The organism is Sphingomonas sp. (assembly GCF_036677245.1).
Classification (GTDB): Bacteria; Pseudomonadota; Alphaproteobacteria; order Sphingomonadales; family Sphingomonadaceae; genus Allosphingosinicella.
This window is the reverse complement of record NZ_JAKFCG010000042.1, coordinates 1-19238: the sequence shown is the minus strand read 5'-3', so window position 1 is coordinate 19238 and position 19238 is coordinate 1. Positions and strand designations below refer to the sequence as shown.

24 protein-coding genes are annotated in these 19238 nt (G+C 66.2%); 10 read left to right on the top strand and 14 right to left on the bottom strand.

The features are described 5' to 3' along the window. Nucleotides 1-7: 7 nt before the first annotated feature. Entirely contained in the window at nucleotides 8-649 is a 642-nt protein-coding gene (locus tag V6M48_RS04240) for an energy transducer TonB (RefSeq protein ID WP_332811278.1), read from the bottom strand. 248 nt (nucleotides 650-897) lie between these two features. On the opposite strand from V6M48_RS04240, the gene V6M48_RS04235 reads away from it, so the two are divergent. Beyond that, a complete protein-coding gene (locus tag V6M48_RS04235) occupies nucleotides 898-1734 on the top strand; it encodes a hypothetical protein (RefSeq protein WP_332811277.1) in 837 nt (278 codons plus the stop codon). Between the two features lie 40 nt (nucleotides 1735-1774). Here V6M48_RS04235 and V6M48_RS04230 read toward each other — a convergent pair whose 3' ends face one another. Together V6M48_RS04230 and V6M48_RS04225 are read right to left on the bottom strand one after the other, a co-directional pair. Then, complete coding sequence (locus tag V6M48_RS04230) at nucleotides 1775-2176, bottom strand: dihydroneopterin aldolase (RefSeq protein WP_332811276.1); 402 nt, start codon at nucleotides 2174-2176, stop codon at nucleotides 1775-1777. Continuing rightward, nucleotides 2176-2964 (bottom strand): SDR family NAD(P)-dependent oxidoreductase, encoded by a 789-nt coding sequence (locus tag V6M48_RS04225; protein ID WP_332811275.1) that lies wholly within the window; start codon nucleotides 2962-2964, stop codon nucleotides 2176-2178. Before V6M48_RS04225 ends, V6M48_RS04230 begins: the two co-directional genes overlap by 1 nt. Before the next feature lie 201 nt (nucleotides 2965-3165). Between V6M48_RS04225 and V6M48_RS04220 the strand changes: the two genes are divergently transcribed. The 3 genes from V6M48_RS04220 to V6M48_RS04210 are packed head-to-tail and all read left to right on the top strand — an operon-like array spanning nucleotide 3166 to nucleotide 5596. Beyond that, nucleotides 3166-3735: a DUF1285 domain-containing protein gene (locus tag V6M48_RS04220; RefSeq protein ID WP_332811274.1), complete on the top strand. Its 570-nt coding sequence runs from the start codon at nucleotides 3166-3168 to the stop codon at nucleotides 3733-3735. Nucleotides 3736-3773: 38 nt separating this feature from the next. Then, on the top strand, nucleotides 3774-4370 hold the full coding sequence (locus V6M48_RS04215) for a CoA pyrophosphatase (RefSeq protein ID WP_332811273.1): 597 nt from the start codon (nucleotides 3774-3776) through the stop codon (nucleotides 4368-4370). Further along, nucleotides 4367-5596, top strand: coding sequence for a CCA tRNA nucleotidyltransferase (locus V6M48_RS04210; protein ID WP_332811272.1), 1230 nt, complete (start codon nucleotides 4367-4369; stop codon nucleotides 5594-5596). Before V6M48_RS04215 ends, V6M48_RS04210 begins: the two co-directional genes overlap by 4 nt. Before the next feature lie 49 nt (nucleotides 5597-5645). On the opposite strand, the gene parC is transcribed toward V6M48_RS04210, so the two are convergent. Beyond that, entirely contained in the window at nucleotides 5646-7886 is a 2241-nt protein-coding gene (gene parC, locus V6M48_RS04205; protein WP_332811271.1) for a DNA topoisomerase IV subunit A, read from the bottom strand. Nucleotides 7887-7974: 88 nt separating this feature from the next. Here parC and V6M48_RS04200 point away from each other — a divergent pair, with 88 nt between their 5' ends. Next, nucleotides 7975-8895, top strand: coding sequence for a hypothetical protein (locus tag V6M48_RS04200; protein WP_332811270.1), 921 nt, complete (start codon nucleotides 7975-7977; stop codon nucleotides 8893-8895). Here the strand turns inward: V6M48_RS04200 and V6M48_RS04195 are convergent. Beyond that, on the bottom strand, nucleotides 8868-9788 hold the full coding sequence (locus tag V6M48_RS04195; protein WP_332811269.1) for a LysR substrate-binding domain-containing protein: 921 nt from the start codon (nucleotides 9786-9788) through the stop codon (nucleotides 8868-8870). The two genes, V6M48_RS04200 and V6M48_RS04195, sit on opposite strands and share 28 nt — an antisense overlap. Nucleotides 9789-9924: 136 nt before the next feature. Between V6M48_RS04195 and V6M48_RS04190 the strand changes: the two genes are divergently transcribed. Then, a complete protein-coding gene (locus V6M48_RS04190) occupies nucleotides 9925-10086 on the top strand; it encodes a hypothetical protein (protein WP_332811268.1) in 162 nt (53 codons plus the stop codon). A gap of 246 nt (nucleotides 10087-10332) precedes the next feature. Beyond that, complete coding sequence (gene purC, locus V6M48_RS04185; protein ID WP_332811267.1) at nucleotides 10333-11112, top strand: phosphoribosylaminoimidazolesuccinocarboxamide synthase; 780 nt, start codon at nucleotides 10333-10335, stop codon at nucleotides 11110-11112. Between the two features lie 98 nt (nucleotides 11113-11210). Here the strand turns inward: purC and V6M48_RS04180 are convergent, their stop codons facing one another. The 4 genes from V6M48_RS04180 to V6M48_RS04165 all read right to left on the bottom strand — a co-directional run bounded on the left by V6M48_RS04180 (nucleotide 11211) and on the right by V6M48_RS04165 (nucleotide 15092). After that, on the bottom strand, nucleotides 11211-11981 hold the full coding sequence (locus V6M48_RS04180) for a M23 family metallopeptidase (RefSeq protein WP_332811266.1): 771 nt from the start codon (nucleotides 11979-11981) through the stop codon (nucleotides 11211-11213). Nucleotides 11982-12059: 78 nt separating this feature from the next. Beyond that, nucleotides 12060-12935, bottom strand: a complete 876-nt coding sequence (locus V6M48_RS04175; RefSeq protein WP_332811300.1) for a ferritin-like domain-containing protein — start codon at nucleotides 12933-12935, stop codon at nucleotides 12060-12062. Nucleotides 12936-12955: 20 nt separating this feature from the next. Continuing rightward, the gene (locus V6M48_RS04170) at nucleotides 12956-14086 is read right to left on the bottom strand and encodes a CDP-alcohol phosphatidyltransferase family protein (RefSeq protein ID WP_332811299.1); all 1131 of its coding nucleotides are present in this window, start codon (nucleotides 14084-14086) and stop codon (nucleotides 12956-12958) included. Between the two features lie 112 nt (nucleotides 14087-14198). After that, complete coding sequence (locus V6M48_RS04165; RefSeq protein WP_332811265.1) at nucleotides 14199-15092, bottom strand: EamA family transporter; 894 nt, start codon at nucleotides 15090-15092, stop codon at nucleotides 14199-14201. Between the two features lie 263 nt (nucleotides 15093-15355). On the opposite strand from V6M48_RS04165, the gene V6M48_RS04160 reads away from it, so the two are divergent. Continuing rightward, nucleotides 15356-15682: a glycine zipper 2TM domain-containing protein gene (locus tag V6M48_RS04160; RefSeq protein ID WP_332811264.1), complete on the top strand. Its 327-nt coding sequence runs from the start codon at nucleotides 15356-15358 to the stop codon at nucleotides 15680-15682. Nucleotides 15683-15813: 131 nt separating this feature from the next. Continuing rightward, a complete protein-coding gene (locus V6M48_RS04155) occupies nucleotides 15814-16662 on the top strand; it encodes an MBL fold metallo-hydrolase (protein WP_332811263.1) in 849 nt (282 codons plus the stop codon). 49 nt (nucleotides 16663-16711) lie between these two features. On the opposite strand, the gene V6M48_RS04150 is transcribed toward V6M48_RS04155, so the two are convergent. The 4 genes from V6M48_RS04150 to V6M48_RS04135 all read right to left on the bottom strand — a co-directional run bounded on the left by V6M48_RS04150 (nucleotide 16712) and on the right by V6M48_RS04135 (nucleotide 18264). Next, complete coding sequence (locus tag V6M48_RS04150; RefSeq protein WP_332811262.1) at nucleotides 16712-17245, bottom strand: hypothetical protein; 534 nt, start codon at nucleotides 17243-17245, stop codon at nucleotides 16712-16714. 211 nt (nucleotides 17246-17456) lie between these two features. After that, a complete protein-coding gene (locus tag V6M48_RS04145; protein WP_332811261.1) occupies nucleotides 17457-17807 on the bottom strand; it encodes a hypothetical protein in 351 nt (116 codons plus the stop codon). Between the two features lie 15 nt (nucleotides 17808-17822). Further along, a complete protein-coding gene (locus V6M48_RS04140; protein WP_332811260.1) occupies nucleotides 17823-18026 on the bottom strand; it encodes a hypothetical protein in 204 nt (67 codons plus the stop codon). Nucleotide 18027: 1 nt separating this feature from the next. Further along, the gene (locus tag V6M48_RS04135) at nucleotides 18028-18264 is read right to left on the bottom strand and encodes a hypothetical protein (protein WP_332811259.1); all 237 of its coding nucleotides are present in this window, start codon (nucleotides 18262-18264) and stop codon (nucleotides 18028-18030) included. Between the two features lie 164 nt (nucleotides 18265-18428). On the opposite strand from V6M48_RS04135, the gene V6M48_RS04130 reads away from it, so the two are divergent. Beyond that, nucleotides 18429-18887 carry a ferritin-like domain-containing protein gene (locus tag V6M48_RS04130; protein ID WP_332811258.1) on the top strand — a complete coding sequence of 153 codons (459 nt, stop codon included), beginning with the start codon at nucleotides 18429-18431 and terminating at the stop codon, nucleotides 18885-18887. A 44-nt stretch (nucleotides 18888-18931) separates the two neighbouring features. Here V6M48_RS04130 and V6M48_RS04125 read toward each other — a convergent pair. Then, nucleotides 18932-19238: DUF2147 domain-containing protein (locus V6M48_RS04125; protein WP_332811257.1), on the bottom strand; the 307-nt coding region annotated here is incomplete at its 5' end.

Genomic DNA, 19238 nt, shown 5'->3' with positions numbered 1-19238 from the left:
CTAAACTTCAGTCCGCCGGAAGGACCCACCTGATCCGGCCACTCGCCCTGTCATTGGTCGGCTTGCCACTGCTGTCGGTGGCGGGCGTGAAACGGGCGCGGCTCTTCATGATCCTGCAGGTCGCCGTGTCGAGGGCGGTCGAGCCGCTCGATTGGGTGACGGTGCAATTGACCACGCGGCCATTGGGTCCGACGTCGAGGGTGAAGCCGGTTGTGCCCTGCTCCTCCGCGCGGATCGCCGACGATGGATAGTCGTCGTCCGAGACGTAGGACGCGAGATTGGCTCTCGCCTTCGCAGGCTCGATTTTCGGAGGCGGCGGCGGCGGCGGTGCCGGCGGAGCCGCAGGCGTGATGACCACCGGCGGCGGCGGCGCGACCATCACCGGCGGCGGCGGAGCCGAAACCCGGACCATCGGCGGTGGCGACACGACCGGGGGCGGAGTCTCGACCTGCTTCGGGGGCGGCGGCTTCTCCTCCGGGGGCGGCGGCTCCTCGCTGACGTCGAAGGTCTTGAGATCCTCGGCCGCCTTCTTGATCACGTTGAACGCCAAACCGGAAACGAATGCGTAGCCGAGAATGGCATGCAGAATGGCGACGATCACGATCGCCATTATTCTGTTCGAGCTCATCCTTTGATCAGCATATGCCATTGATCAGCGACTTCCTCTCTTCTTGCTAAGGCAATCTGCGGAATCGACCTCGCAGTGGTCCTTACGGGTCGACCATGTCTCTATATATCATTGATCGGGAGACGTCTCTATCGCGACAAAATTGGGGACGCAATCCTTACCGACCGGAATCCGTTCGGCCTCACCGCGGAACGGACATACGTGGTTAATGCCGCTAAGCTCAAGAGAAATGAAGCGTTAAGGGGATCCAGCTCAATGGGGCAGCATCGATGAATTTGTCCAAACTCGGGATCGCGCTGCTCGCGCTGCTGCTGCCGATGGCGTCATCCGCCGAATCACCCGCGGTGCCGGCGCGTTCCGCGCCCACCTATGCGGATCTTGCCGATCTTGCCGTGGAGGCTCCGGTCGCGGCCCATATCAAAATCTCTCAAGCTATTGGATTGAAAGAGGAAAGAGCCGCCGCCGTGCCGCCCGGAAAGAGCCGCTTCTACGTCGAGGCGAACATCGTGTCGCTGATCCGCGGCCAGGGCTTGCCGGCATCGATTCGCTATCTCGCCGACATGCCACGCGATTCGGCGGGAAAGAGCCCGAAGCTGCGCAAGAAAAGCGAGTTCCTGATCCTCGCCGCACCGGTCCCCGGACGGCCGGGCGAGCTCCAGCTTGTCGCCCCCGACGCTCAGCTCGCCTGGTCGCCCGCGCTCGCAGACCGTATTCGTACGATTCTCCGCGAAGCCAGCGCAGCCGATGCGCCGCCGCGAATCATCGGGGTCGGCAAGGCCTTCCATGTGCCGGGCTCGCTGCCCGGCGAAAGCGAGACGCAGCTGTTCCTGCTCGCCGCCGGTGGGCGTCCGATATCGCTCAGCGTGCTGCGCCGTCCGGGCGAGCAGCCACGTTGGGCGGTGGCGCTCGGCGAGATCGTCGACGAAGCGGCGGCGCCCCCGGCTCCGGACACGCTCCTGTGGTATCGCCTGGCGTGCGGCCTGCCGCACGCCCTGCCCCCGGCGAGCTTCGCCGATGCGGACGCCGGCAATGTCGAGGCGATTCGGGTCGACTACCGGCTGGTGCTCGACCGGCTTGGGCCGTGCGTCCGCACACGCGCGCCGTGATTCGAGAGAGTTGGGCGGAAACTGGGTTCGGAGCTGGGGCCTAGAAAGACGCCAGATCGACTCCGACCCCGGCGCAGTCGGGATAGACGTCGGGCTTGCGGGTCGAAATGCGGAGCGCGGTGACGCCGCGCCGCGCTGCGACCAGCTCGTAAATCTCGCGCACCAGTATCTCCTGCAGGTTGAAGCGGCGGTTTGCCGTCAACTCCGCGATCTCGCGCCGCAGGAAGTCATAGTTCCAGGCGGCCGAGGGGTCGTCCTCAGCGGCGAACGAAGCCTCGTCGATCCAGACCTCGACCGTGACGAACAGGCGCTGCGGCTGCCCGACCTCGAATTCGTGGAAGCCGATGTCGACGTTGATGCAATAATCTTCCAGCACGATCTTGCGCGTCTTTGGAGCGAGACTCTCGGGAACCAGCCCGTCCAGCTTGGCGACAAAGCTCATCATTGTTGCTCCAGGAACTGCACGTCGCGAGCGAGGCCGAGGAAACGCTGGCCCCCATCGAGCGTGATGATCTGTCCGGTCAGGGTCGGCGACCGGACGATGAACCGGAGCGCCTCGACGATATCCTCCGTCATAACGCCGCGTCCGATCGGATTGAGCGTGTGCACCGCCTCGAAATTGGCGGCGGTCTGCGCACCCGAGCGCAACGTCACCGCGGGTGCGATGCCGCACACGCGCATCCCTCGCGGCCCGTAGGCGCGCGCAAGAAGCTCGGTCAAGCCGGCAAGCGCCATCTTCGAGACGGTGTAGCTGAAGAAGTCGGCATTGGGCTGGAGCAGCTTGGCATCGAGCAGGTTGACGATCAGGCCGTGCCCTGCTGCGGGCTCGGCGCCGGCGGTGGCGAGGCCGACCGCCTTTGCAAACGCCTGAGACAGCAAGGCGGGCGCGCGGACGTTGACCGCCTGATGCTCATCCCACTGGGCGGCCGTGAAATTGTCTGCGGCGTCATAGGCGAAGCGCGCCGCATTGTTGACCAGCAGCCGCGGCGGCGGGAGCCCGTCCAGCGCGGCGATGATCGTCGCGGCGGCACCGGGATCGGCGAGGTCGGCCGACACCATTTTGCTGTTCCCCAGCTCGGCGGCGAGCGCCGCCGCTTCGCGCTCCGAGGCGCTGCAGTGGATCAGCAGATGCCAGCCGTCGGCGGCAAGCGCACGGCACAGCGCGGCGCCGATCCTCCTTGCGCCGCCAGTGACGATCGCGGTGCGCGGCCCCTCATTTCCATTCGCCATCGGCCGACACCCAGAATTTGATCGTTTGAGGTGGAGGCGCTTCGCGCTTCCGTTTCAGGCTCAGCCTGAAACGATCACGGTCTAGGTCCCGCGCGCACAAGCGGCAAGTTCCCCCGATCGGCGGCCCTCGCCAGGCTCCGCCGGCGTGGCGAGATCGCAGCTTGGCCTTGCGCAGGCGACGCAATCGCCTAATTCGATCTCATGCCCGCAACCGCGCCTCCTGCCGATCTTTCCGGTCTCAGCCTGGCGGAGATCGCGCGCCTCGCGGAGGAGAACAAGCTGCCGCCCGTCGAGACCTGGAATCCCGAGCATTGCGGCCACAGCGCGATGCGCATCGCCCGCGACGGAACCTGGTTCCACGAAGGCAGCCCGATCCGGCGTCCGGCGCTGGTGCGGCTTTTTTCGACCATCCTGCGCCGGGAGGCTGATGGCCGCTACGTGCTGGTGACTCCGGCCGAAAAGCTCGACATCGATGTCGAGGACGCGCCGTTTCTCGCTGTCGAGATGAAGAGCGAGGGCGAAGGACGCGCGAGGAGCGTCGCCTTTCGGCTCAACACCGGCGATCTCGTCGTCGCGGGCGCCGATCAGCCAATCCGCGTCGGCGAGGGCGAGCATGGTCCGCGCCCGTCGATCGAGGTCAGGAACGGGCTCGAAGCGTTGATCACGCGCTCCGTCTATTACGAGCTGGCGGCGCTGGCGCTCGCCGAGGCGGCCGACCCGCCCGGCCTGTGGAGCGAGGGCATCTTCTTCGCGCTCGAGCCGGCAGCGTGACCCAGATATGATGACGCCCCCATCATGACACCCCAATCATGACACTGGCCGAACGGCTCCGCCGCGCGCTCGATCAAGGCCTGGCCGACTCGCTGATGCTGATCGAGGCCGATTCCCGCGCGCTGCTCGAGCGCGGCCCGACGACCCCCGCAGCGGTGCTGGTGGCGATCGTCGACCGCCCCGACCCCACCGTGATCCTGACAATGCGGACCGACACCATCCGGCGCCATCCCGGCCAGGTCGCGTTTCCTGGTGGACGGGTCGATCCCGAGGACGAGGACGTAATCGCCGCCGCGCTGCGCGAAGCCGAGGAGGAGATCGGCCTGCCCCGCGACCAGGTCGAGATCGTCGGCATCGCCGACCTTTATCGCACCATCACCGGCTATGAGGTGACGCCGGTGATCGGCATCGTCCCGCCCGATCTGCCGCTCACCCCGCAGCCCGACGAGGTGGCCGCCATCTTCGAGGTGCCGCTGCGTCATCTGATCGCGCCGGAGCACCAGGTGATGCGCACGATGGAGCGCAACGGCCAGGAGCATTTCTATTATGAGATCGAGTGGGAGGATCGCCGCATCTGGGGCGCCACCGCCGGGATGATCGTCAACCTCAGCCGCCGCCTCGCGTTCCTGCCATGACGGCCCCGCCGGTCACGCTGCCCGACGCGCCCTGGCGGCACAAGGAGGGACTGCAACGGCTGCTCTCCGCGCTGGGAGCGGAACAGGGAGAGACCCGCTACGTCGGCGGGTGCGTGCGCGACACCTTGCTCGGGATGAGCGCCAGCGATGTCGATCTCGCCACCCGTCTCCAACCCGACGAAGTGATCGATCGGCTTCGCCGGGCGAAGACCAAGGCGATACCGACTGGCATCGCTCATGGCACGGTGACGGCGGTGCTGCGCGATGCGCTGGTCGAGGTCACGACCTTGCGCCGCGACGTCGCGACCGACGGCCGCCACGCGACCGTCGCCTTCACCGAGGAATGGCGCGAGGACGCCGCCAGGCGCGACTTCACGATCAACGCCCTCTCCGCCGATCCGGCGAGCGGCGCGGTGTTCGACTATTTCGGCGGCCTGGACGATCTCGACTCTGGACGAGTGCGCTTCATCGGCGAACCGCTGCAGCGCATCGCCGAGGATCATCTGCGCATCCTGCGCTTCTTTCGCTTCCACGCCCGCTTCGGAAAAGGCGCTCCGGACGCCGCCGCGCTCGCCGCCTGCAGCTTCCGCGCCAACGACCTGATGGCGCTTTCGCGCGAGCGCATCGCCGACGAGCTGCTCAAGCTGCTCGCGCTGCCGCAGCCGGCGCCGACCTTGGGGCTGATGGTCGACAATGGCATATTGCGTCCCGTGCTGCCCGAGATCGACAGCGATGGCGTCACGCGGCTTGCCGCGCTGACCGCACGCGAGGCGCTTCATGGCCTCCCCGGCGATCCGATCCGCCGCCTCGCGGCACTCCTGCCTCCCGATCCGGCCGTGGCTGCCGCGATCGCCAATCGCCTCAAGCTGTCGAAGAAGGACGGCAAAAGGCTGGCGGCCGCTGCGGACGCCGAGCTCCCCGAGAGTGATCCGCAGGTGCTCGCCTACGAGATCGGAACCACCGAAGCGATCGACCGGCTGCTTCTGCGCGGCGATGAAGACGGGCTCGGCGAGCGCCTCGCCCCGCTTTCCGGCTGGGAGAAGCCGCGCCTGCCGCTCGGCGGGGGCGAATTGATCGCGATGGGGTTGAAACCCGGTCCCTTGGTGTCGCGGGCGCTGCGCGCGATCGAGCACGAATGGGTGCGCAGCGGCTTTCCCGCCGACCGGGAGAGCGTGACGCGGCTCGCGCGCCGTTACGTCGATCAGCTGTTGCGCGGCGGCCTATAAGCAGGCGCAAGCCGCGGCGGCACATGGTCGTCGAGCCTGTTACCCGCCCCTAGAATTTATTGTCGCGCGGAAAGCCCACCGGCGGCATCCGTCCGGCGGCTCCGCGCGCCGCGCGCCATGGATTGAGGTCGCTTTCGGTTCGCGTGCGGCCGCCTGCCCCGCCCATCTCCCAGCTCAGCCCGTCGCTGAAGCGAAAGGTCTTGGCGTCGGCGAGGCCGCCGTCGCGATAGCGCTGCAGCGCAACGCCCTGGCCGCGTCCGAGCTCGGGAAGCTCGCTCAGCGGGAAGACGACCATCTTGCGGTTGTCGCCGATCGCCGCGACATAATCGTCGCCGTCCTTGATCTGGCGGACCAGCGCGAGCGTCGCGCCGGCGCGCAGGTTGACGACCTGCTTGCCCTTGCGGGTCTCGGCGATCGCCGCCGTGGCCGAGGTGACAAAGCCCCGCCCGTCGGACGATGCGAGCAGCAGCTTCGCGCCCGACACCGCCGGCATCAGCGCGACGATATTCCCTTCGCCTTCGATGTCGACCATCAGCCGCACCGGCTCGCCGAAGCCGCGGCCGCCCGGCAGGCGATCGGCGGCGAGCGTGTAGAAGCGGCCGTTGGGCGCGGCGAGCAGCAGCTTGTCGGTGGTCTGGGCGTGGAACGCGAAGGCCGGCCCGTCGCCTTCCTTGAACTTCATCGTCTCGGGCTGGGCGAGGTCGACATGGCCGCGCAGCGCCCGGATCCAGCCGCGCTTGGACATGATCACGGTGATCGGCTCGCGCTCGATCATCGCCTCGAGCGGGATCTCGCGCGCCGGCCCGGTCTCCTCGAGCAAGGTGCGGCGGCGCCCGAGCGGCGTGTCGGGGCCGTAGCGCTCGCGAAGCTCGGCGAGGTCCTTCTTCAGGCGATTGCGCTGGCGGGCGGGCGATTCGATCAGCTTGGCGAGCTCGGCGCGCTCCTTCTCGAGCTTGCCACGTTCGGTGCGGAGCTGCATCTCCTCGAGCTTGCGCAGCGAGCGCAGACGCATGTTGAGGATCGCCTCGGCCTGGCGGTCGGTCAGGCTGAACTCGGCGATCATCACCGGCTTGGGCTCGTCCTCCTCGCGGATGATCTGGATGACGCGGTCGAGGTTGAGGAAGGCGATCAGATAGCCTTCGAGAAGCTCGAGCCGGTCGTCGATCTTGGCGACGCGGTGCTGCGTACGCTTGACCAGCACCTCGATCTGGAATTCGAGCCACGCGCTGATCGCCTCCTTGAGGCTCATCACGCGTGGCGTGCGGGTGGCGTCAAGCACGTTGAGGTTGAGCGACACCCGCGTCTCGAGATCGGTCAGCCGGAACAGGCTATCCATCAGCATCTGCGGATCGACCGTGCGGCTGCGCGGCTCGATCACGATCCTGATCGCCTCGTCCGATTCATCGCGGATGTCGGCGAGGATCGGCAGCTTCTTGTCGGCGATCAGCGCCGCGATCTGCTCGATCAGCTTCGACTTGGGGACCTGGAAAGGGATTTCGGTGATGATCGCATTCCAGGTGCCGCGGCCCTGATCCTCGACCTCCCATTTCGCGCGCACCCGGAATGCACCGCGCCCGCTGGCATAAGCAGCGGCGATCGCATCCGCGCTGTCGACGATCACGCCACCGGTCGGAAAATCGGGTCCGCCGACGAAGTCCATCAGCGCCGACGGCTCGGCCTTGGGATTGTCGATCAGATGCGTCGCGGCATCGATGATCTCGGCAACATTGTGCGACGGGATCGACGTCGCCATCCCGACCGCGATCCCGCTCGCGCCATTGGCCAGCAGATTGGGGAACAGGCCCGGGAACACCTCGGGCTCTTCCTCCTCGCCATTGTAGGTCGGACGATAGGCGACGCTGCCTTCGTCGAGACCGGCCATCAGATCGATCGCGGCCGGCGTCATGCGCGCTTCGGTGTAGCGGTAGGCCGCGGCGTTATCGCCGTCGATGTTGCCGAAATTGCCCTGGCCGTCGACCAAAGGGTAGCGCAGCGAGAAGCTCTGCGCGAGGCGGACCATCGCGTCGTAGACCGACTGGTCGCCGTGGGGATGATATTTGCCGATCGTGTCGCCGACCACGCGCGCACATTTCTTGTAGGCCGAACCGGGATCGAGCCGCAGCAGCCGCATCGCCCACAACAGGCGGCGGTGGACCGGCTTCAGGCCATCACGAACGTCGGGAAGCGAGCGCGCGGTGATCGTCGACAGCGCGTAGACCAGATAGCGTTGCGACAGCGCGTCGTCGAACGGGGAGTCGGCGATTTGATCGTAGATTTCAGGGTCGGACATGGCCGGGGGATAGCAAGCCGCCAGGGGCGAAGCGAGCCGCTTGTGTTTGTCTACCATTGTGATAGTATAACAAAAAAGGAGGATGCCGATGCGCTGCTCTGTCCCTTTGGCTGCCATGGTTCTTCTGGCTTCCTGCGGGGGGCAGGAAACCAGCGAACGGGGTGATTCCTCACCCTCCCCGGGATCCGCTTCCTACGACGTGGCTGAACAGGCGACGACGGACCAAGCGCCATCTTCCGGTCCTGGCATCGCTCCCACGGCCGCGCCCGGTGTCGCCTTCAATTACCGTTACGCTTTCCGTCTTCCCGCACAGCAGATTTCGAATGTGCAGGAACAACATGCCCAGGCTTGCGAAAAGCTTGGGATCAACCGCTGCAGAATCACGGGCATGCGCTACCGGCTCGTGAACGAGGCGGACATCGAGGGGATGCTCGCCTTCAAGCTCGATCCTGCAATCGCACGCGAGTTCGGCAAGGCGGGTGTCGCTGCGGTCGCCCGCGCCGAAGGCATGATGGTCGATAGCGAAATTTCCGGCGTGGACGCCGGCGCCGCGATCCAGGCAAGCACCCGCGCGGTTGCCCAGCTCAACGACGATCTCGCCAGGATCGAAGCCCAGCTAACCAAGCGGGGATTGTCCGCAGAAGAGCGGTCCGGCCTCCTTTACCAGGCGCAGCGGCTCCGCGACTCAATCCGCGCGAACCGCGACAGGCGCGAGGAAAGCCAGGAATCGCTCGCGACCACGCCAATGGTATTCGAATATGGGTCCGGGGATCTGATCCCTGGCTTCGACACGCGCTCTCCGATCCGCAATTCGATCGAACAGGCCGGCAATAACTTTATCGGCGCGATCGCATGGATGTTCGTGATCGTGGCAACCTTGCTCCCCTGGCTGCTGCTGGCGCTCGCGGGATGGTGGCTGCTGCAGCGCTCGTCGCTCTGGCTCCGCCGCCGCGACAATGATCGCCGGGCGGAACCAGCGAGTCAGCCAGAGCCGATAGGGGGCGAATAGGCCTCCGCTGGACCGTTCCGGGCGTCGAGTGCGACTTGCGAGAGCAGCCAGTCACGGAAAGCCCGGACCTTCGGCTGGTTGCGCTTGTGCTCGGGATAAACCAGCCAATAGGAAAAGCCGTCGAGGCTGATGATCGGAAACGGCTGGACCAGCCGACCGGCGGCGAGTTCGTCCCGCCAGAACATCGGCGAGAGCATCGCGACGCCATGTCCGGCGATCGCCGCATTTCCTTCCATCACCTGCGAATCGAGCCAGATCCCACCGCTCCTCGTGCCCTCCGGCGCGGAAACACCAGCGTGGTCGAGCCAGCGCCGCCACCATGCATCGCCTTCGGGATCGCCAGCCCCGATCCGCGGCACGTGCAGTACGTCCGCGACATCGCGGAGGGGATAGCGCTCGAGAAAGGCCGGGCTGCACATCGGTGTCGAGTGGAACTGGAACAGGAAATGCGCGCGCAGTCCTCGCCAGCCCTCCTTTCCGGAGCGGATCCCGACGTCGGTCTCATCGGTGAAGTCGGTCAGGCGGTTGTCGGTCTTGAGCCGGACGGCAAGCTCGGGCCGCTCGATCTGGAAGCTGCCGAGGCGCGGCGCGATCCAGTTTGACGCGAACGTCTGCGTCGTGCTGATGCTCAATAGCATGTCATGGTCGAGCGTCAGGCCGGCGAAGGCCTCGCCGAGCGTGTCGAACGCGCCGGTGACGAGAGGCGCGACCTTGCGTCCCTGGCCGCTCAGCCTGACCCGGCCCTTGTCGCGGGCGAACAACGGCAGCCCGAGCCGTTCTTCCAACAAGCGTATCTGATAGCTGACCGCGGCTTGGGTCATGCCCAGCTCGGCAGCAGCCTTGGTGAAATTCTCGTGGCGCGCGGCTGCCTCGAACACTCTGACTGCGCTCAAAGGCGGAATGCGGCGCATAAGGTTCATCATAAGCTAGGCTTATACGGCGAGTCGAGCGTTTGATTGGCGCCGGCCCTCGCCTTTCGCCATTGTCCGGATGCGGCGCTGAGGCCGCGATTAGACGAGGAGCGGAACGATGCGCGACGAACTCGACGGCCGTCTGTGGGTCGATCACGGCGCTGCTTTCGGCGATGTTGTGGCGAGCTTTCTCGATCAGCTCAAACTGTCGCTGAAGCGCCTCCACGAAATTCAATATGAAGCGCCGTGGCTGCACGACGCGGAACGCAAGCAGGGTTGAGCTGCCACTGCCGTCTGGCCGGCGGCCGACGATCGGCGACGGGAGGATGGCGGCGCATCCTCCCACGCCTCATCATTGCCACGGCCCACCTCCGGCGCGCCGGTTTGCAGGGCCAATCGATTGCACCGCTGCTGCTTCTCCCCTATAGCCCGCAGCAGAGCCTCGGCGCGCGTATCTCCCACGCGTCACCCGGGGCCTTTGTCTTTCTATCCGCGGTTTTCCGCATAATTTTTGGGATCCACGCCGATGTCCCGCCGCCGCCAAATCTACGAAGGCAAGGCCAAGATTCTCTACGAGGGTCCCGAGCCGGGCACGCTCATCCAATATTTCAAGGATGACGCGACCGCCTTCAACGCGCAGAAGAAGGGGACGATCTCCGGCAAGGGCGTGCTCAACAACCGTATCTCCGAGCATATCTTCACCCTGCTCGGCCATATCGGCATCCCGACCCATTTCATCCGCCGCCTCAACATGCGCGAGCAATTGATCCGGCAGGTCGAGATCATCCCGCTCGAGGTGGTCGTGCGCAACGTCGCCGCTGGGTCGATCTCGAAGCGGCTCGGCATCGAGGAAGGGACGCAGCTCCCGCGCACGATCATCGAATATTATTACAAGGACGATGCGCTCGGCGACCCGATGGTGGCCGACGAGCATATCGCCTGCTTCGGCTGGGCGAGCCAGGAGGAGATGAACGACATCGCCGACATGGCGGTGCGCATCAACGACTTCATGTGCGGCCTTTTCGCCGGGATCGGCATCCGCCTGATCGACTTCAAGCTGGAATTCGGCCGGATCTGGGAGAATGAGTACAGCCGGATCATCCTCGCCGACGAGATCAGCCCCGACGGCTGCCGGCTGTGGGACGCAACGACCAACGAGAAGCTCGACAAGGATCGCTTCCGCCGCGACCTCGGCGGCGAGGCGGAGGCCTATCAGGACGTCGCACGGCGGCTCGGGCTGCTACCCGAAGGCGAAGCCAATATGGTCCTCGACATGGAGCATCACCGCAAGAAGCGCGGCAAGTAGCAGCGCTCAACCGCGGCGCCCCGCGAGTACCAGCACATAAAAAAGCCCGCCGGATCGGCGGGCTTTTTTATGGTCTAGCGAAAGCTGAGAGGCTGCTCTTACTTGCTGCCCCCGGCCGGGCCGCCCATCGCGACTTGCGAGGAGCCGGCGGCGACGCGGCGCTGGAGCGCGAGCAGATAATCGTTGGTCTGCATGAACGGGGTCGGATTGACCGCTTTGCCGTCGATGCGGACCTCGTAATGGAGGTGGCTGCCGGTCGAGCGTCCGGTCGATCCCATCAGCGCGATCAGGTCGCCGCGCTTGACGCGCTGTCCGGGCCTGACCAACGACTTCGAGAGATGGCCGTAGCGGGTCTGGATGCCGCGGCCGTGGCTGAGCTCGACGAGGTTGCCGTAGCCGCTCACCCATTCGGAGCGCTGGACATAGCCATCGGCGGTGGCGCGGATCTGGGTGCCGATCGGGCCGGCAAGGTCGATCCCGGTGTGCATGGCGGCGCGGCCGCGGAACGGGTCCGAACGGACACCGTAGCCGCTGGTGAAGTTGGTCCCGCTGACGGGCATCGACGAGGGAATGGCGATCGAGCCCTGCTCGACCCGGTCGAGCTTCTTCCAGCTCATGAACATTTGCTTGAACTTGGGATCGCCGGCCTTGAGCGGCGCGACCACTTCGAACGGTCCGCCCTGGCCTTGGAAGCCTGTGACCTGCTGTTCGGTCGGCGCCACGCCGGCAGGCTGGGCCGCGGCGAAGGTCGACGAGAAGAGGAAGACCAGCGCGGCCAGAGCCGCGGCGGCATTGAGCGGAGTGCGTGTCGGGAACGAACGATACCCCCCGGTCGCTGCAAGCGCTTGAACGTCACTCTTATTCGTCATTCAAATCCCCGGTCGGCCCCACTGGCCGGCACGGTCACAAAACGCGACCATGGATTCACACAAGGGCTCGAGGCCCGTCTAAATGTCAGGAAGTTGCCCACCCACTGACTTGATAGCCTGAGGATGTTGAACATCGTCTTGAGCCGCAAGCCCAATATAGAAATCGCGGGACAAACCGGCTTCGTCGCGGGCCGAGTCGTTGAACGGAGCCTTCAAGGCGCCGGAAAAGTTATTTTTTATTAACCATCTCCAGTGGGAAATCGGCTCAAATCCATGTTCCAGCGCAGCAATTTTGAACCACCGCGTGCCGATTCCAACGTGCCGGATCTCGTCGCGATAGATCCGCCACAAGACGGAAGCCGAACGGGTGTCGCCGGCACGTTCGAAGCGTGCGGCGGTGGCCGGCGTCACATCCAACCCTCGCGCCTCGAGGACCATCGGGACGACCGCTAGCCGCGCGAGGACGTCGCCCACCGTCTGCTCCGCCGCTTCCCAGAGGCCGTCGTGCGCGGGCAGCGCGCCATAGCCCGATCCGAGCGCACGCAGGCGTCGATCGAGCAAAGCGAAATGCATCGCCTCGTCCGCGCCGACCGACACCCATTCGTCGACGAAGGCGGGCGGAAACGACCCGCCGAAGCGCCCGATCATGTCGAAGGCGAGGTCGATCGCACCGAACTCGATGTGCGCCAGCGCGTGCAGCATCGCGATCCGCCCGCGCTCGGAGCCGCCCCTTCCCCGCTTCGGCATGCGCGCGGCGGAAAGCAGCTCCGGCCGGTCGGGCCGAGCAGGACGCGCTGGCATGATGGTCTCGAAGCGATGCGCGAGCCTGCCCTGCCGCCATGCCCGCGCTGCGGCGCGCGCCGCGCGAACCTTGTCTCTCGGCTCGGCCGCGGTCAGCACCGCGTGCGCCGCTGCGCCGATCGTGCCCGTGGCGATCGTGCCCGCGCCGATCATGGCTGCGTCGATGCCGCCGTTCAGCCGAGCCATGACCTTATTTCGCCGCCGCCCGCGCGCACCCGCAATGCTTGAACAAGACGCACCAGATGGAACAAGCACGACACAATCGTCCAGATGGCGATGGCGATCAGGCCGAGATCGGGCCGCCCGAGCAACAGGCTGACGAGCAGGATGACCATGTTCGGATTGCGCCGCGCGGTGATCAGCCGGAAATCGGAATCGACCTTTTGCCAGACATGGATGTGCATCCCGTAGAGCCGCATGAACGCACCCTCGATCACCCGCTGCACGACATAGCCGAGGACGATCACCGCGATGACCGTCGCGAACGTCTGCGTGTCGAGCGGCCGGCCATAGGCAAAGAGCCCGACTCCCCACGCGTACCACCAGAAGGGCGGATGAATCAGGTCGATGCCGTGATCGAAGATATTGCCCCATTTCGATGAGGTGATCGTGCAGCGGGCAAGCTTGCCGTCGACGGTGTCGAGCACCATGAAGCCGAGCGCGGTCGCCATCCCGATCCAATAATCGCCGCGCCAGAACAGGATGGTCGTGACGACGCACAGCAACGCGCCGATCGCCGTCACCGCGTTGGGGCTGATGCCGAGACGCGCGGCGAGCCGCGTGAGCACCAGCGCCCATTCGGGCCACAGATATTTCGTCAGTAGGTCGGTGACGCCCTTATAGGCGCCGAAATAGCTCGCGCGCTCGGCGGTCCGAACCGAAGCCGGCTCGAGAATCATCAGGAAGGGCTGCTCGCGCTTGCGCAGCTCGGCGTTGAGTTGGGTCCCGCCCTGCTCGTGCCGGCGCAACTTCAAAGTCGTCGCTGCGCTCGGTGCCGCACCAGCCGCCATCGCCGACGCAGCCTCACGTCGCTCCTGCTCGTTGCGGCAATGCGCCAGCGCGATCCTGCCGCCCTGCGTCAGCGCGTCCCCGGGATGCGCCGCGATCTCGCGCAGCCAGGCCGGATCGAACACGAACGAGCGGTCGACGAGCAGTGCCGCACCTTCGCCGATCGGCTGCTCACCGATCGCGAGCTTGTGCGCCGCGGCGATGCGGGCGACGCGCTCGTCGACGCTGATGCCCCAGAGGCGCGTGGGATTTTCCCCGACAAGCACGACTTCCAGCGGGCGAGAGAGCAACTCTATTCCTCGAATACTCGGCGGGACGTCCGCCACTGCCGCGCGCTTTATCGCTGCGGACCGTGGCAGGATAGAGGCAGGATCGCGGAAAGCCGGAGCTGATCCCGGCGTGGCGCCGTCACCCGGCGGCCTTTCTTGCGATCCACCGCGGCGTGAGGACGATGATGGCGAGGCCTCCGATGATCAGCGCGGCGGCGAGCGCCTTCCACGACGGAAAATCCTCGCCGAGCAGCATGATCGAGGCCCCCATGCCGAAGACGGGGACGAGCAATGCCATCGGCGTGACGGTCGCTGCCTGGTGGCGCTGGAGCAGCCAGCCCCAGGCCGCATAGCCGAACAGGCTGTTGCCGATCGACTGCCACAACACGGCGGCCCAGGCTCCGGCGCTGGCTTGGCTGAGGCCGGCGGCGATCGCCTGCGGGCCGTCGAACACCAGCGAAAGCAGGAACAGCGGGGGCACGGCGAACAGGCTCGACCAGACCACGAAGGCGAGCATGTTGGCAGGATCGGCTTCCTTGGCGGCGAGGTTGCCGCCGGTCCAGGCGAGCGCCGCGGCCAGGGTCAGCGCGACGCCCAGCGGCGTGGTCGCCCCGCCCGCATTGGCGATGATCACGCCGATCCCGCCGACGCCAAGCAGCAGGGCGATCCACTGGAGCCCGCGCAGCCGCTCGCCCGAACGCCAGCCGAACAAAGCGATCGTGAAAAAGACCTGCATCTGGACGATCACCGAGGCGAGGCCGGGCGTGATGTCCTGCTCCATCGCTATGAACAAGATGCCGAACTGGCCGACGCCGATCAGCAGCCCATAGGTCGCGAGATAGGCCCAGCGCACGCGCGGGCGCGGCAGGAAAAAGGCGACCGGCAGGAAGGCGAAGGCGAAGCGCAGCGCCGCCAGCAGTAGCGCCGGCAATTCGTCGAGCGCGAGCCGGATCACGACGAAGTTGGTGCCCCACACGGCGACAACCGCGAGCGCCAGCAGGAAATCGCGCAGGGAAAGATGGTGCGAGTTCATGATTCCGCCGAAAAGCCGGTTCTCGAGAAGCGCTGAGCATGGAGCGAAAAGGTGGGTACCGGCTTTTCGCAAGAAGCAATGCGGTGTTGAACGGTCATAGGGGAGGCTGGGCGGCAGCGAAAGAAGAACGGAAAATGTCTCGGTTCCTGCCGCGGCATCCCCGCGGGAAGCCCCCCGATGAACAGATCGTTGTTTCGGGTTAATGAAACTGATGCAACGATGGGCGCGTTGTTCCGCTTACAGGTTCATTGAGGAGTATGATCATGCGTAAATTGTCTCTTGCCGTCGCCGCTGCGACCATGGCGGTTCCGACTGTGCCGACCTTCGTGATGTCGGCGCCGGCCTTCGCCTACCAGAGCGATGGCTATTATACCGGCAGGACGTGGCGCGATTCGCGCGGCCGCCTCCGCTGCAAGAAGAAGAACGGCACGACCGGCCTGATCGTCGGTGCCGCAGGCGGCGCGCTCGTTGGCCGTGCGATCGACAGCAACGGCTCGCGCACCACCGGCACCGTGCTCGGCGCAGCAGCGGGCGCATTGCTCGGCCGCGAGATCGAACGCAGCAGCGGCAGCCGCTATAAATGCCGCTAAGCTCTGACCACTAAATGATTTTTGCGGCGGGGTGCTGAACAAGGCACCCCGCCGTCCGTTTTTGTGTTTCCGACAGCGACGCATCGCCTGCCCAATCCTTTGGGCAAGGGCCGGTCACGAACGGAGGCACGATGCGAATCCACCATCTCAATTGCGGCACCGACTGTCCGTTCGGCGGCGCGTTGTTCGACGGGCGGAGCAAGGGCCTGACCGGCCTCCTCGTTTGCCATTGCCTGCTGATCGAGACCGATCGCAACGGGCTGGTCCTGATCGACGCCGGCTACGGCCTCAACGATGTCGACCACCACCGTCCGCCGCATCCCCGCGTCACCCGGACGATGCGCACTCTGCTCAACATCAAGCTGCGCGAATCCGAAACCGCGATCCGCCAGATCGAGGCGCTCGGCCACAATCCAGGCGACGTCCGGCACATCGTGCTGACCCATCTCGATTTCGATCATGCCGGCGGGCTGGAGGATTTTCCCGGTGCGACGGTTCATGTGATGGCCAAGGAATATGATTCCGCCACTGGTCCGCGCCGCGGTTTCGTGCCGCGCAACCGCTACCGGCCCAGCCAGTTCGACGAAGTCCGCGACTGGCGGCGCTATGGCGCACACGGCGAGCGGTGGTTCGGCTTCGACGCAGTCCGTGACCTGGAAGGGTTGCCGCCGGAAATATTGATGGTCCCGCTGCCGGGGCACACCTGGGGTCATGCGGGAGTGGCGATCGAGGGGCCGCAGGGCTGGCTGCTCCATGCCGGAGACGCTTATTTCTACCGCAGCGAGATGCGTGAAGCGAAGCGGCGGTGCACGCCGGGCCTGCGCGCCTACCAGACGATGATGGAGGTCGATCGCGCGCTGCGCCTGTCGAACCAGGAGCGCCTGCGCCGGCTCTCGGTCGACGCTGCGGCGGGCGTGCAGCTGGTCTGCGCGCATGATCCGGTCGAGTTCGAGCGCTGCGCCGCCGGTAACCCGCTCTGACGCTTACGCTCGCGCGAAAGGCACGACGAACGCTGCGGCAGGAATAATGCTAGCTGGTGCCGCTCGCGCCGTCGGCCGGCTTTGCCGCGCTTTTCCGCCCGCGCTTTGCGCCGCCCGCCGACTTCTTGCCACCGGCTTTCGCAGCGGAGCCCTTCGCGCCCGCGCCGTTCGCGCCACGGCCGCTCGCCGCACTCGCAGTCTTTGTGCGCTTCGCAGCCGATTTTCCGGCAGGCTTGGCTGCGCTGCTTGCGGCTGCAGCCTTGCCTGCGCCGGCGCTCTTCGCTTGGCCGCGCCCACCGATCTTGGCGGTCCTGGCGCTGGCCGTCTTGCCTTTAGCGGAGGCAGCGCTCTTGCGCCCGGCGGTCGAACCTTTGCGCGTTGCCGCCGGCTCGTCATCGCTTGCCAGCAGCCGGCGCACCGCATCGGTCGCGGCGGTGACGATGGCGGCGCCGATCTTGCTGGCATTGTCGGCCGCGGCTCCCGCGCCGTCGAGCGCATCCTGGCCGGCTTTCTTCGCGCTCTGCCGAACCTTCTGGTTGGTGGTGAGCGCCGCGGCCGCGGCGACCAGCCCGGCCGCGAGCATGCTTCGCGCCATCGGATTGTTCGCGAGCTCCGTCAGCTTGTCGGTTGCCGCAGCCATCGACATCTTGGAACCGCGCTTGCCGGTCGGCCGATCATCGGATTTTGCCATTGCAGTCTCCTACGCCTTCATAACTGATCCGTAACAGACGTGCGGCACGCCGAACAGTTCCGTTTTGCGTTTCAGTCAGACGCAGGAGCGCTGCGCAAAATTTTCAGGATTCGGCGTCGTGCTCGGTCTCGTCGCTGGAGAGGCCGCCGCGCTCGCGCTGGTGCATCTGCGATTCGAGCCCGCCGCCTGCGCCCTGCGGCTCGGTCCAGCCGGGGCTGCTCAGGCTTTGATCGTCGCGGCCGCCGCCCTGCTCTTCGTCGAATGCTTCGCCGCGGTCGAGCTGCGGGTCGCGGCGTACGTTCGCCTCGTCGCCCTGCTCCTCGCGGCCCTGCATCCGGTCCTGGATCTTGCCGTAGCCGCCGGTGCCGCTGCTGCCGCCGCCGGCCTGCTGATCGCTGCGCTCGGGTCCGCCGCCGACCTGCCGGCCCCCGTTGGGTTCATATTGATTGGCCATTGTTCTGCTCCTTGATCACCGATCTGGAGAAGGGCGTTCAGCGCGCCCGATATCGTCGTAAGGATAAGGCTCCCCGTCGGGATTGACGGCGGTCGGCGCGGGCTGGACGACCTCCTTGCCGTCCTCGCCTTCGCCTTTCTCGCGCTCGATCGTCTCCGGTATCTCGCCGTGACGAGCCTCGTCGCTTTCGGGAAGCGGATGGCGATGCTTGCCGTCCATCCTAGCGGCCCTCGTCGCGATCGATCGGCCGGTCGACCGCCTGGTCGAACGGCCGTGGACCGCCGGCCGGCTCGGCGCCCGCACCGGCCGCCGCATCCTGATCATAATCCTCGTCCGGATTTCCGCCGCCGCCCGCGCCGGACCCGGACCCGTGCACCTCCCCGCTCTGCGGATCGAACGATCCTCGCTTGCCGCGCTCTGCGTCGTCGCCTGCGGCCGGGCCATCTTCGCTGATCATGCCTTGCTCCTTGTTCGAAAGGAGAACGTCCGCCGTGCTCCCACCGTTCCCGCCGCACTCTGTCGAGCAGAGCGGCCAACGATCGCGCCGTCCCGTCGCAAGCCGAGCACCCTTCCCCGACGCCGTGCGTTGTCTGCGCACCCCCCCCATCCACAGGAGTGATTATGTTTGAAAAGAGCCATGACATTGCCGTGCTCAACAGCCTCATCGAAACGACGCTCGACAGCATCGACGGCTATCGCCGCTCGGCGGAGGAGGCGACCAGCGGCCGCTTTGCCTCCGAGTTCCTGGCTCGCGCCGAGGAGCGCCGGCGCGTGGTCGAGGAGCTCCAGCAGGAAGTCCGCCGCCATGGCGGGACCCCGGAGGATGACGGCAGCGTGCTTGCGGCGGCGCACCGCGCGTTTCTGACGATCCGCGACAGGGTCACCGGTTCGGACGACAAGGCCGTTCTGGCGGAGGTCGACCGCGGCGAAACCTATCTCGACGAAAAGTGGCAGGCCGCGCTTCGCGACGATCAGCTGTCACCCGAGACGCGCAGCGTGATCACCCGCAATTATGATTCCATTCGGTCTGGCCGCGAGCGCTGGGAAGCGGTGCACCGCAGTTTCGAAGCCGCGAGCTAAACCGCTTCGGACTGGGAGGGCGCGGGCACCAACCTGCCCGCGCCCTACCGCCGCATCCAGCGCTGCGACTGGCAGAAGAAGGCGATGCAGCCGCTCACCTTCAGCGAATGGTCGGGATTGAGCTTCAGCAACGAACGATAGGTCTTGCCGCTTTCCGGGTCGTAGATCCGTCCTTTCTCCCACCGATCCCGTCCCGGAGAGAAGCCGCTGAGGATCGTCATGCCGATCAGCTTTCGGCTGCGAAGATGCGGATCCGGATTGTGCACGTCGGTTCGGGGATGGCCGGGCTTGATGATCAGCGCCCTTGCGATCGTGCCGCACAGCGCCGCGCCGCAGGGCGCGATCGTGATC